The sequence below is a fragment of the Leptospira abararensis genome (assembly GCF_016918735.1).
GTDB lineage: Bacteria > Spirochaetota > Leptospiria > Leptospirales > Leptospiraceae > Leptospira_A > Leptospira_A abararensis.
In genome coordinates this window covers 1-14755 of sequence record NZ_JAFFPR010000061.1, presented here as the reverse complement: position 1 = coordinate 14755, position 14755 = coordinate 1, and the positions used below count along the sequence as shown (strand labels likewise).

Below are 14755 nucleotides of genomic sequence, written 5' to 3'. Positions count from 1 at the left end.
AATTAACACAGGAAAAAAATCAATAATCTAAATTAAATTAGAGGATTGTGTAAGGCGAATACTGTATCTGTACACATTGTTGATACTCTTCGCATAAGAATCTCTTCTATCTAAGAGAAGGATTCCTTATATCTTCGTGATTGATGAATCACTGATTTTTAGAGAAAATCCTTCGTTTTGAATAAGAGTTCGACGACTTCCGTTTGTGTTTTGTCTTCGAAATCGATCTTATTTGTAACCAACGTCTAACTTAACGAACATTTTGTTCGATATTATAGTTTTGGCGAGACTCAGAAGGATTCCTTATATCTTCGTGATTGATGAATCAATGATTTTTAGAGTAAACCCTTTGTTTGGAACAAGAATTCAATGAGTTCCGTTTGGTTTTTGTCTCCAAAGTCATTCCAATTTGCTACCAGCGTCTAACTTAACGAACATTTTGTTCGCTATTATAGTTTTGGCGAGGCTCACTCACTTATTTTATATATATTGCCACCTATATATTCACCCGAACTACCTCCATTTACATAGAGATATGGATCAATAAAAAGAATATCTGTTGCAGATTTTTCAGGTATACTAATTCTTTCTGTTTTACCAAATATCGAATCCAGATGGTATATGTATACATCCCCACATGCAACATATAGTTTATTAAGGACAAGTTCTATGTCATAGGCCGCTTCTTGGCATATAGATATATTTCGGATTTGACTCGAATTCTGAGATACTTCTACTACAAAATTTTCAATGCGACCATTCGCTTGCCCAACTGCGAAAATCTTTTCTTTATTGTGAACAATGGACATTACAGAAAGGCCATTTCCTAAATCAATTTTTTTTACAACTTTATTCTTACTTAAATCATATATTAATAATTGACCTGAAAAAGTCCCTAGGGCCAATAAGTCCTTCTCAAGAAAATGCATCGCCTGAATTGCGACAGCTAGCTCATCTGATAAATTCCGGATTTTTTTCTGCGAAACCTCGAAAGAATACAATTTTCCTGATGAACTAAATATTACGGAGTTGGTATTTTGCGAAAATATGACAGAGTCAATCTTTGAGAAGAAATCTATCTGATCACTATTCATTTCTTCTAAATGGACAATTTTAAAGCCTTGGTTAAAGGATGAAATAATAACCGTCTTTGTTCTTATAAGTAAAACATCCTCAATAGTATCATATCCTGAATCATACAAGAGATTTGATTCAGTTAAAGCAGCATTAGAGTAAAAAATCTTGCCGTCATTACCTGCAGATATGATCCCGTTATCAAAGGCTATAAGTTGGTTGATCGACGATTGATGAACATACAGCGAACTATATATTTTCGAATTTTCAACTTCATTACAGCCTAATAATAAAATAACTATTGTATATAATATGGTAATGCTTCTTTCTTGTTCCATCCCTGATAAGGCTCCTGCTTTCTTTTAATTTCGGACTGTATTCTTATTATTCGTTCTTCTGTATCCGTAAGATTGTAATTTTGCACCCACCTGTTGTCCTGTGGTCGATTTTTTTCGGGGATTTCTCCATTTTTCTTTAAGTTTGAAATATAGTCATCTACCTTAGCTTCGCCTTGACCTTTTCGCCTCATCTTATCAATAGTGTCTGTATATCTATCCAGAGTCGATTGCCTAGTTCGTTGTTCAATTACTGGACTAACCATATCGTCAGTACCATAACTCCACTGTAATTCAGCCCATTGGTTTCCTTTTTCAACTTTTAGTTGATTGTCTAGTTCAGTTTCAGACATTCCCCTATATTTTTGTCTATTTGGATCCAGATTTTCCGTTTTATTTTTTTCACCGGATGGCTTTAGATTATCTTGTAATGATTCTTTCATTGCATCTACAGAATTATCTGGAGGGGTGCCATCTTCATTCTTTGCATTCTTTGCAAAATCTTTTATAGCTTCCTTTGATTTATCTACATTCTGGTCAAGTTTTTGTTGTGCCCTATTGTGTTCTTTTTTGTTTATAATCTTCTCCCCTCTTGGATTTGAATAACCCTTCATAGACCTATCCGCATTATGCACCCAAACCCCAGATTCCCCCACGAAGTAGGTATGATACTCTTCCACCTCAAAGTTATAAACCGTCTCAGCCCGCTCATCAATGGTGATGTCGGTCACAACTAATTCCTGCCCATCGGCACGTAGAGCCACATCCCCAGGATGTAAGTCTTTTGCCTGCACCCAATCAGTGTTTTCTATAGAGAACTTCTCTAAAGCATGGCCTTGTTTTTTCACACGGAACGGGTGATTCCAAGTAGTCTCTAGTGTTGTTCCGTCAGTAAAGGAGACAGTATAGATCGCTTCTGTTTGGCGGATAAAAGTCTCAACTACCTTGCGGTAAGACAATTCTCCTGTTTCATCGGACTTGGAAAGAACCATATCTCCAATTTGGATATCTTCAATGTTCTTGAGTCCCTCTTTCGTATGAATCTTGGTTCCTGCGGTAAAACAAGTTCTTTGGTGGAAGACACCTTTTTCATCCACATAACCCATACCAGATGATACTCTTGTTCCTAGAAAAGAATAGCCTAAGTCAGCAATAGCTCCTCCAACCTTGCTTAATATGGAATCTTGTGAATCCCCAGAATCAACAGCAGCTTTATCCTTATCACCTGGACGGTTCAGTTTCCCGCCCTCGTCTAGTTCTTTGATTTTATCTTGGAGTTTTTTTGGATCGTTAGCATACTCTGCAAGATCTGGGTTCAGTTCGATCATCTTCTTTTTGTATTCATCGAACGATTTTGCAACGATCTCTGCTTTTGCCTTTTGAATATCCGAATCATTCTTCGATTGGAGTTCATCCATGCTATTGATGAAGAGAGATTCTTCGGCACCCACATTGCTATGATTGAAGCTTAGTCTTCCCCCTTCCCCTATACCTAGATTTAGATTCTTCCCTCCAATCTGGCCAGATACAGATGCTTCAAATCCCGTTTTCGAATTGTAGCTGAGTGAGCCATTCACTCCCTTCATGAGTTCACCACTCAAGGATGCTGTGAACCCTCCTCGTTGCGTGAATTCTAAGCTTCCGCCAATACCTTCAAATTCGCCACTAAGCTTCACACCAAATCCATCTTTTTGGCTAAAAGTGGCACGCGCATCATCCGAGCCGTAAGATGCTTGGAATCCCTTATCGCGGTTCCAGCCTATTTCGGCACTCGTTGTGTTCGCTAATGCTCCCTCACCTAACATTTTTCCGGCATAAACTCCTATTCCATCTGCTTGGGTATAGTTCAGGCCACCTCTCATACCTGCACCAGCAGCACCGACTTGACCTCCAAATCCATCTTTTTCAGAATAAGAAAGACCAAGTTGCAAATTGTTTGATTTGAAACCTATATTAGCGCCAAAACCACCTTGTTGGGAATAACTAAGTCCCACTTGAAGAGGACCAATGCCGGCACTAACGCTTGCCCCAAAACCACCTTGATCGGAATAAGAGATACCGACTGTTGCAACACCACCTACACCAACGCCAACACTGGCCCCAAAACCTTCATCGTATGAATAAGTAGCATCAACAGTGACACCAACCATTTGAGTAAAGCCATTAGCAACACCACTTAATCCCCCGGTGAGTGCACCTACGACTCCTCCACTATACGCACCTTGGACGGCTTTGTAAGCGGCAAGTGCAAGAAGCGAGGCACCACCAGTAAATGGAGCAGCAATGACGGCTGCCACAGATACAATTGTATCAATCACATCACCATTATCGTTCATAAACTTTGCTGCTTGCTTCGCGTTTATAAGCCCACCAGTCGCAACAGAGACCACTCCTCCCACAGCATTGGCAAAACCATTACCGTTCAGAGCTTCACCCTCAGCTTTGATCTCGTTGTATTTCTCCTTCATTTTAAGGATAGGATAGTACTGGTTGAAGTGGTGAGTTCCGAAAGCTCCACCCACAGTAGGTCCAACCAAATAACCAGAGTTCTTCGCCGATTCAATCATGGCCTCTCTACCTTTGGCATCAGCAGAGTTGAACTCGAACATCTTTTGAGGGTCTGATGCAAGTTGTCCTAAGGCAGACTGTGCGGCACGTGCCACTTTCGCCATGGCTTTTGGATCAAGCATTGTATATCCGACTTCTCGGTTCTCTGACTTCTCTGGGTCGTATGTCAGTTTGAAGTCCGTCTGCATTTGGTTACGTGCAAGTCTTACCATCATGGTAAGTTCTGCACTCGCAGGACCACCTTTCCCTTGGAGAGCTTGGTAATCAGTAAGATCCCATTCTTTTCCATTGGAATCTTTGACTGTAGGCAGTTTATCCGGTTTGATATAGAGATAAGGAGAAAAAATAGGTAATACTTGGTAAGATGGATTCCCCATTTTGTCTACAGCTGATCTCACATACCCAGGTCCCATCTTGATAAAGTTATCCTGCAATAATTGCATAGATAGTTGTTCATCAAGGGCTTTGTTTTGTTCTGCGATCGTTGCTTCAAAGGTCAATGGCAAGGACCAAAGGGAATCTAGAGTCTGTAAGACTGCCATTTGTTTACTGCGATCCTCCATCTCCTTAGTAAGAGATTTCATTTTTTCTATATTGGATTCGTCATATTTTGATTTCTGAAGTTCATCCACAAAGAATTGAACATCTGTATACATCCCTTGTTCTAACATACGATTGTCTAGAACTTGGGGTTTGCTATTCATGATGGTGTTTAGAATTTTGTTCGCATTGTTTTGGAGAAGAACTGCGTTTGGAGCACTTCCCATATTCGCGATGGTTTTTTGGATCTCGGCATATACCTGATCAATTTCAAACTGGTCGCCTTTTCTTGCTTGGTTCAGTAGGCTCACTTCCCAATCGGCTTTTTTCTTCAAAGCCTCTTCAATGCGAGCCATATGTTCGGCAAAGTTCAGAAGTCCTCACTCCTGCCAGCGGAACTTCCTGTTCCGACTGGCGAGCTTAGGCCATCCATGGCCACGCCTCCGTGACGACCTCTTCACTTGGTTAAGAAAAGAATTGATTAATGATTGTTTGGGCGCCTCGAATCCGTTAGACGATTAGAGTTCAATTGAATTACGACCGCGCTATTCGCTCCAATCTTTCCTTTGGAAAGGATTTCCGCTACTATCGCTGGCGCAGGGAGTTGGTTTTATTAAAATTAGTTTGTTAGAAAAAAAATAAAAGAGGGTTCGAAGAGTGATTACCAACTCTTCAATGCTTGAAGAGTTGGATCGCAAACCGATCTTGTCAAGAAAAAGGAAAGATTCTAAAAAAATTTATCTCGCTACTGATTCCTGATCAAGATTTTGCAATGAACTCTAGGGACATAATGGTTCTATCTTCATTCTTTACTTTTATTCATATTTATTGCAGTAGAATGTCTTATCAAAAAAAACCCCCTCACCAATCCTTCACAAACCAAGAGATGGAAACTGCGATGTGCATTCCACTCCTGTGTTAGGTGGACTCTACCACACCTACTCCTGGAAGAAAAGCGCTTAAGAGATAGACTCTCTTTTACGCTTTACTTGCTTTGGTTAGCAACCTTCCCATGAGAATCTCTTCTATATAAGAGAAGGATTCCTTATATCTTCGTGATTGATGAATCAATGATTTTTAGAGTAAATCCTTTGTTTGGAACAAGAATTCAATGAGTTCCGTTTGGCTTTTGCTTTTAAAATCGATTTAGTTTGCAACTAGCGTCCAACTTAGCGAACATTTTGTTCGCTATTATAGTTTTGGCGAGGCTCAGAAGGATTCCTTATATCTTCGCGATTGATGAATCAATGATTTTTAGAGTAACGTCTTTGTTTTGAATAAGAAACCGATGACTCTAGTTTGCTTTTTGCTTTTAAAATCGATTTAGTTTGCATCCAGCGTCTAACTTGGTGAACATTTTGTTCACTATTATAGTTTTGGCGATGGCTCAGTTTTATATTATTGTATTTTCAAAGATTTGACCCACTGATTGGGAATACCATTAAAATGATCCCGAAGTCTATCTTCAACATGCTCCGGTTTCCATACTGCAGCCCTTTCCAAACCTTCACATTCTTTCCGACTTGCAGGCGTTATTTCACCAGTTACGGGATTATACAATTCAAATTTTTTTGGGTTTAATTCGTCTTGAATAAACTTCATCGGAAATTCTGTTATTTCAAATCCCTTGTCAACTTTACCAATTTTCTCCCAGTGGCCTTCGGTGACTGCATAGTCATAAACTGCACAGACAAATAAAACCGGCCTTTTTTGTATTTCTGCCACAGGTATATCTTTGTCTTTCGTTTTAATATCATAAAAGGCATAGCTTGCTACTTTTAAAATTTGAGCAAAGCAGTAATCTCCTCTACCTAAATCTATTCGCACAATATGACCCAGTGTTCTTTTTTGTTTTTTTAAAGTTCCAGTCATTAGCAGTCTTTAAATTCCTTACAATTAGCTTCTTGATATTGACCCTTTTTCGGATTCTTATCCCTAACTCCGTTTATATCATTACCAGAAGTTCCCTTCTGCGATTTTGCGCCACCATTTCCATCAATCAATTGTTGTTCTCGACCTCGGATCGCATCAGAATTTTTTGACGATTTGTCTAATTTAGCAGGACCAAACCCCTTGTCATTCTTATGATGATTTTTATCACGTTTTGCAATATTTTCTTCAGGGGTTCCTTTTCCACTCGTCCTTCCAGAGTAGACTTCGCCGGTAGTCTCATTCTTTTTTGTATATGTCTGAAAAGTCTTCTCACTCTTTTTGGCAGCTTTTTTTTCTGTCTCCTTAACAGTCTTCTTAACTCCTTTTTCGGCGGTTTCTTTAGCGACTTTCTCGGCAGTTTCTTTAGCAACTTTTCTTGCAATACCCACCCCGCCAGGCACACCAGGAACGACAGCAAGGACTCCATCTACAACAAGACTTCCGCCAGAAAGAAGCATTCCGGTAGTGTCGCCTTTTTTGTAGGCTTCTGCAAAATCAGCAATATCCAATGAAATACTTACAACTTCTACAGCTAGATCGAAATAATTATGCACCAGCACCCCGTCTTCCCCGACGAAGTAACTGTGGTTGTCTTCCACTTCAAAGTTATAAACCTTTGTAGGTTCCACGTTATAGCTTCGGATATTGCTGATTTCAACAAGTGCGCCATCGGCTAGAGAAAGAACATCCCCTACTTGTAAGTCCTTAACTTCTACCCATGCTTTTTTGTCTACAACCCAGAATGGATGGTTCCAAGTAGTTTCTAAAGTAGTTCCCTTGGTAGTTTTCACCTCATAGAGTTGGTTGATTTCATGTAAGAAGAGTTCAGTAACAACTTTGTATTCCCTCTCCCCAGTTTTTTCATTCCAAGAGAGAACCATATCCCCAACTTGAATGTCTTCGATGTTCTTAAGGCCATCGTTCGTGTGAACCTTAGTTCCTGCGGTAAAACAAGTTCTTGGAACAAATTTGCCGTCTTTGTCTAGTCTACCGGCATCAGATGTGGAGATACCCAAAGCACCAGCAACATCATCGTAAATATCGCCGCCTATCTTTGCTAGAAGACTGTCTCTAGATCCGTCTTGGGCAGCTTTTGTCTCTTGCTCTTTCTTATACTGTCTAAGTAGCTCATCATCATCTTTAATATCAGCGTATTTCGGATCTTTTCTCTTCTCTTTTAACCATTCTTCTTTTGCGTCTTCTAATTTCTTATCTGCGGCTTCTTTGTTCAGTTTTACTTCTTCATCAATTTCATCTTGGATGTATTTCTTGCGAAGATCCAAACCGAAGTTGGTATTTCCAGAAAGTCCAGTGTTCTGGTTGTAACTGAGTGCGTTGACCCCGTCAAAACCAAGACTTGCAGAGAATCCTTCTTTCTGGTTAAAAGAAAGTCCCATATCCATTTGAGAGATGGGTTTGAATTGTGGTTTAGGAGGTTCTTGTCCTGGAGTTGCCGCTTGAGCCACCTTCTCTATAGAAGCATCAACACTCGCACCAAACCCTTGTTTCTGGCTATAGGATAGTCCTCCGGTCACAGTAGTAGCATACGTATCTGTTTTCGCTACTTCTCTCTGTGCGTTGAGGCTAGCTCCTACCCCAGCATCCTTACTGTAGTTGAGTCCACCGGTTACCTTGGTTCCTCCACCCGTTGTCTTGCTATAATTTATACCACCACCAAAACCACCGCTTTGGCTATAGTTCAGGTTCAAGCCAAGGCCTTTGAGCATGTCCGTTTTTCCACCAAACTCATAACCAACGAGTTCAGAAGTCCTCACTCCTGCCAGCGTCCCGTCCGGGTCCGACTGGCGAGCTTAGGCCATCCATGGCCACGCCTCCGTGACGACCTCTTCACTTGGTTAAGAAAAGAATTGATTGATGATTGTTTGGGCGCCTCGAATCCGTTAGACGATTAGAGTTCCATTGAATAACGACCGCGCTATTCGCTCCAATCTTTCCTAGGGAAAGGATTTCCGCTACTATCGCTGGCGCGGGGGTTTGGTTTTTATAAAATTAGTTTGTTAGAAAAAAAATAAACGAAGGTCCGAAGAGTGATTAGCAACTCTTCAATGTTTGAAGAGTTGATCGCAAAGTAATCTTGTCAAGAAAAAGAGATGATCCTAAAAAAATTTATCTCGTTACTGATTCTTGATCAAGATTTTGCAATTAACTCTAGGGACATAATCACTCTATCTTCATTCTTTGCTTCCGTTTGCTTTTTGTCTCCAAAATCAATCCAATCTGCAACCAACGTCTAACTTAGCGAACATTTTGTTCAAGATTATAGTTTTGGCGAGGCTCACCAATAAAATCACTCTATCACGCGCATTTTTCCAGAAGGGTATTCGATTTCAACATTGATTGGCTCGTAATAGATTTCTGTGTACGGTCGAAATCCAATTTCAGGAATAATCCGCACTGCTATTTGATCAGGCATTCCAACAAAACATTCGATTTTAATTTTTGTTTTGTTAGCTATAAATTTTCCGATATCCTCTCCGTAGACCCATATCCCTTCCAATTTCATTTTATCTTCTAGGAGAATGATACTACCCTTTCTGGAAATTTTTGCCTTAGCAAATTTATAGTTTGGCTGACTTATCTCTTTCCATGTCCCTGAAACAGTAGAATCATCGTACTGAATAATTGTGCCACTGGAATCAATCTTGTAAATAAAACCACTTTGTGGGTCATTATCATCAAGCCATACACCGGTCATAAAATTCAAAAATGTTTTGCTTTTAATAGATTCCGCTAATAAGGAACAAAAGTGACGTTCTCCAAATGGAATGCAGCCTTTTTTATATCTGGGGTGATCACTCATTTTACTACAAACGACCAGATCTTGAGAACTTCCTCTCGGTTTTGAATATGGCTTACCGCAGAAAGCCAGGCATAGGCTGAAAGTTAATAAAAAAAATATTTTTGTTAATTTGTTAATTTCCATTTGGTGTATTCCTTATTAATCCTGGTCTGTAGTTTCCATTTAACTGCCAGAATGTAGTTTTCTTATTCCAATAACGAACTCCTTGATTGTGATCAGAAAATTGTACACCTATGCCACCTCCTGCGCTTTCTACTATATTGATTTTTTTGTCATCCGCCGATTGGACAACATAAGTATGATCTGAGTAAAAACCAAGTTTTTCATCATATTTCTTCATCATACCGATTGCTCCTGGGATTGGTTTATTATCGGTTGTAGGAATAAATAATCGACTGTTATATCTCATATTTTGAACCCCCCCATAACTTCCGTCTTTTTCTTTACCTGTCTCTGTTTGATTTCTTCTGGCAATGTCATCTGCAGACATGGTATCTTTCCCATTGAGTCCAAACCCATGTCCTTTCTCAAATTCATAGGTCACACCAGATACATAGGCAACAGCGCTCACAAAGCTAGAGCAGTCGATATTAGTCATAAAACTTGCATCCCCCTTAGAATTGATATTTCCTGGGTAGCCAATATATCCATAACCCATTTTATCTAATGCTTTTCCCATATGATTTCCCATTTTTGCAACGTAATCATTAAATGAGTCTTGCCCATCAAACGATAAAGTTTCAGAAACACTTCTTAGTTCTTGGACGATTCTATTTCTCTGTTCTCCGTCCGATTCATTCCCAATTTTATTGAAATTGACCTTTTCTTCTATTAGTTTATCTACTTTGCCACCTGGCTGTAAATCCTCTTTAGACATTAAATCTCTCACTTGCTCAGAATCGACATCAGGCGAAGACGACGGTTTGTTATTACTACTCTGATTTGAATCATTGATTTTGGGAAGGCTTCCACCATTACTTTCCCCACTGTTATTCCCGAAACCAAAGAAACCTTTAAGCCCATTCATAAAATTCCCCAATCCACCACGTCCCCCGATTCCTGGGCCAGAAGGAGCTTCTGCGTTGAAAGAACCACCTTCGAAAAGATTAAGCCCAAAAGAAGCAACCCCCAATAGTAAGTCTTTACCTAAATTGCGGTTTGCACTTCCCAAATCAGTATTAGTGTCAAATAGAGAAAGTTCTAAATTGGAGCTGGAACCATCACTAACAAAATTTCTGATTCCATCAATCGCATCACTTCCCATCTGTTTAATACTATTCCAGCCAGAAGCTCTTTGTCTTTCAAAGTTAGATAACTCTTCATCAGTCATCCCACCAAGAGAAAGTGCCTTTGTTTTTGCCGCATCGGTTAGAAAATTTTTGTTTCCGCTTAACTTTCCAGACTCTTCATCATATGTGAAAGCACTAGCTCCATTAGCATTGATTGTCCCTGTATAGTTTTTTACCTTATCATTGTATGTAACACCAGCATTGATTCCGGCAACATCAGGACTAGTGATTGAGAAATCCGTTCCATCTTTAAACGCTGCCCTACTCACATCCAAACTAGACTGAGGAACAAATTTGTTCGTATTCTCGGAAATCCCAGCAGATTGTCCAAACCCCTCTTTTCTATCATAACTAAGACCTAAGTTCAAAGATGCGTTATGTCCACCTGATTGGTTCTTTCCAAGTCCAAGTCCCACACCGACATCAACTCGAGAACCGGTTACTCTACCTTTCGTATCCGCTTTAAAGCTGACTCCTGCGTTGAGAGTGACACTGCTATCATTAGTCATCCGAGCTTGAACACCAACACTTCCGTCAAAACCTTGGTATTCATTATAAGATAGAGTTCCTCCTAATGATAAACCAGGAACAAAATTATAACCACCACCAATACTAGCACCAAAGCCTTCTGCATAAGAATAACTTAAATCATAACTTACAGTGCCTGCAGTTGCTACAAATAACGCTGCATTTCCAATTGTAGCAAAGCCAGCGGCTGCACCAAGGACCCCACCTTCAAAGGCTCCTTTCACAGTTTTATAAGCAGCGAGTGCAAGAAGGGAAGCTCCACCAGTAAACGGAGCAGCAACAACAGCAGCCACAGTGGTGATGGTATCGATTACATCACTATTTTCATGGAGAAACTTGGCAGCTTGTTTTGGATTGATGAGACCACCGGTTGCAATAGAAAGTACTCCCCCTGCTGCATTGGCAAATCCATCACCTTTTAGAGCTTCTCCTTCAGCCTTGATCTCGTTGTATTTTTCCTTCATCTTAAGGATAGGATAGTACTGGTTGAAGTGGTGAGTCCCGAAGGCTCCACCCACAGTAGGTCCAACCAAATAACCAGAGTTCTTCGCCGATTCGATCATCGCTTCTCTACCTTTGGCATCAGCAGAGTTGAACTCGAACATCTTTTGAGGGTCTGATGCAAGTTGTCCTAACGCAGACTGTGCGGCACGTGCCACTTTCGCCATTGCTTTAGGGTCAAGCATTGTATATCCGACTTCTCGGTTCTCTGACTTCTCTGGGTCGTATGTCAGTTTGAAGTCCGTCTGCATTTGGTTACGTGCAAGTCTTACCATCATGGTAAGTTCTGCACTGGCAGGACCACCTTTCCCTTGGAGAGCTTGGTAATCGGTAAGATCCCATTCTTTTCCATTGGAATCTTTGACTGTAGGCAGTTTATCCGGTTTGATATAGAGATAAGGAGAAAAGATAGGTAATACTTGGTAAGATGGATTCCCCATTTTGTCTACAGCTGATCTCACATACCCAGGTCCCATCTTGATAAAGTTATCCTGCAATAGTTGCATAGATAGTTGTTCATCTAGAGCTTTGTTTTGTTCTGCGATTGTTGCTTCAAAGGTGAGTGGCAAGGACCAAAGGGAATCTAGAGTCTGTAAGACTGCCATTTGTTTACTGCGATCTTCCATCTCCTTAGTAAGAGATTTCATTTTATCTACATTGGATTCGTCGTATTTGGATTTTTGTAGTTCATCCACAAAGAATTGAACATCCGTATACATCCCTTGTTCTAACATCCGATTGTCCAGAACTTGGGGTTTGCTATTCATGATGGTGTTTAGAATTTTGTTCGCATTGTTTTGGAGAAGAACTGCGTTCGGAGCACTTCCCATATTGGCGATCGTTTTTTGGATCTCAGCATACACCTGATCAATTTCAAACTGGTCGCCTTTTCTTGCTTGGTTCAGTAGGCTCACTTCCCAATCTGTTTTTTTCTTCAAAGCTTCTTCAATGCGAGCCATATGTTCGGCTTTGCCTTTGTCGGTTTCTTCTTTGAAGTCACGTCTCCACTGGTCCCAAGACTGGTTAAACGATGTGAGCATATCGTTAAAACGAGCAGAACCAGTTTCCATCAAATAATTTACGTTTTCGATCCAGTCGGCTTTTTTGGATTGGAAATCTTTTTCTTTATTGTCCCAAACTTTGATTTGGTATTCGCGTTGTTGTCCTTCGTTCAATGCATAGAGTTGGTCGGCTACGTTTCCTTGTCCATAGTAGTCTTCCACGAGTGTCTTATACATATCGTATTCTATGTTTTTACCAGTGGCATCGGTAACTTTTGCTAGGAGACCAGAGTAAAAACGATCTCGATCATCCAAAATTTCTCGTTTGTCTGCTTTGACACCACGGACAATGGCTGCCTCTTGAGAGGCATAATACTCTTCTTTTTCTATTGTATATTGTGTTTTGGAAATGGAAGCAAGAGAGCCAACAAATTCGTCAGCTGAGGTCATAATATTGACCATACGACCATCATTCGCATAACCAACATTTGAGTTCGTGGAAGGGGAACCGGCTACAGCAACCCCGTCTCTGATAAATAGACCATAAGAATCTTTGATAGCTCTTTTTTGGATGATGGGGTCTCCATTTTTACCCACAAGGCGATCCACAGACAATGGTTCTTTCCCACCTGTCCAGTTGATGGTTCCATTTTTCAACTGCCCGCTAGCACCTGTGAGGAAAGCAACATCACTATCCTCTAATCCGGTTGCAACATAACCTTTGGCTGGTCCTCCCTTTAGCATATCGATGAGTTGTTCACCGGTAGAAATGTCTGTATAGCGGTTGAGCTCTTCTTGTAGGCTTTTTAATGTAGCTGCTTGAGATCTAGCTGTATTGACTGTATTATCAATTGCGATTTTACTATCGATCCAAGCTTTGTTACGATTGATTGCCTCCATACCTGTCATAGGGTTTCCGAGCGACAGAAATGCAAAGACAAGCATCGCCGAACCCATTACGTTACCGAGACTATAGTTCATTTTTGCCTCAAATTCCCCATAGGAATAAGAAGTTCTGCGGAGAAAGGCACTCTCCCAAGGGGCCCCGGCATTGAGTACCCAAACACCATCAAATCCTCGTTGGGCGGCAACTGTATCAGCACCACCGACACCTGCATTGTAGTTATGCATGTATCCGTTGATATTGATGGTTGGGTGGATGTGGGCCAGTCCTCCAGAGTACGTTGCCGGTTCGACACTTCCCCGAGAGCCATGGATAAAATCCCAAGCGCCAATTTTACCGGCTACCATCCCATCTGCAATTTTATAGAATTCTCTTAGTCGTGTTTCTTGGTATTTGTAGTCATAACTGTTAAAATCCAAACGACCATCGATGATGGCAGGGTTTAGACCAGGTCCAACCAACCCTTCCATAGTGGCATCTAGGGCATTACGTGCATCGTTGATTTGCCTTTGGAGATCTTGCATCTTGTTTTTAACGATTGTTTCTGCGATGCTAAAACGCATGGCACGTTCTGCCCACTCTTCTGCTTCGGCTTTGTTTCCGGCAACAGCTGTGTCCGCTTGCAACTCATTCAACTTCATTCTATCGTCAGCGCGTTTTTGAAGTAGAGTGATTTCTGCAAGTTTGTCTGTGACAGCTTTTTCCGCATCTTGGTATCGTTTGCGTACTAAATCAACTGGAGATGTGATCGCAGCTTGGCTTTCTCCAGAAATACCATCGTGTGTGGAATATTCTTTAATGGTTACATAGTCATAAACAGAAGAAAGTAAACTCATCTCACGTGATGACTGCTCTAGTAAGTCATAAGCAGTTTTGACTTCTTCTTGTTTGTTATTGTATTCGTTTTGTTTAGCGGTAACTATCGTTTGTTGGTTTTTGAATCCCAACTCTGCGGTGTCAAAGTCAGCGAGTCTTTCTGCATAGATGTCTTTGTATTTTTGTAATTCAGCAAGGTAGTTGCCGTTTGCTTGTTGTTTGATGTTGAAGATAACACCAATTTCTTCCCCTGCGGTGACAATGCTTGATGCATTGGAACTCACACTTCCCTTGGATTGGTTGACTAATGCATATGGGTCTTCGTTGGCAGACCGACCTGGTAGATTATTTTTTACATAATTATCTACCACTTTTCTTGCGTTATCAAATCCACCAAGGAACTCATATTCTAGGTTTGCATTTTTGGAATAAACAGCATCACGAAC

5 protein-coding genes and 1 pseudogene are annotated in these 14755 nt (G+C 40.6%); all 6 read right to left on the bottom strand.

Annotation, left to right across the window (positions count from 1 at the left end; genetic code table 11):
• Positions 1-467: 467 nt before the first annotated feature.
• Positions 468-1412: a WD40 domain-containing protein gene (locus JWG40_RS19660; protein WP_205287467.1), complete on the bottom strand. Its 945-nt coding sequence runs from the start codon at positions 1410-1412 to the stop codon at positions 468-470.
• Entirely contained in the window at positions 1373-4873 is a 3501-nt protein-coding gene (locus JWG40_RS19655; protein ID WP_205287466.1) for a polymorphic toxin-type HINT domain-containing protein, read from the bottom strand. Before JWG40_RS19655 ends, JWG40_RS19660 begins: the two co-directional genes overlap by 40 nt.
• Positions 4874-5915: 1042 nt before the next feature.
• The gene (locus JWG40_RS19650; RefSeq protein ID WP_205287465.1) at positions 5916-6389 is read right to left on the bottom strand and encodes an immunity 26/phosphotriesterase HocA family protein; all 474 of its coding nucleotides are present in this window, start codon (positions 6387-6389) and stop codon (positions 5916-5918) included.
• On the bottom strand, positions 6389-8224 hold the full coding sequence (locus tag JWG40_RS19645; protein WP_205287464.1) for a polymorphic toxin-type HINT domain-containing protein: 1836 nt from the start codon (positions 8222-8224) through the stop codon (positions 6389-6391). Before JWG40_RS19645 ends, JWG40_RS19650 begins: the two co-directional genes overlap by 1 nt.
• 533 nt (positions 8225-8757) lie before the next feature.
• Positions 8758-9393 carry a hypothetical protein gene (locus JWG40_RS19640; RefSeq protein ID WP_205287463.1) on the bottom strand — a complete coding sequence of 212 codons (636 nt, stop codon included), beginning with the start codon at positions 9391-9393 and terminating at the stop codon, positions 8758-8760.
• A pseudogene (locus JWG40_RS19635) lies at positions 9383-14755 on the bottom strand (hypothetical protein); the annotation flags it as partial. The gene JWG40_RS19640 and the pseudogene JWG40_RS19635, both read right to left, overlap by 11 nt.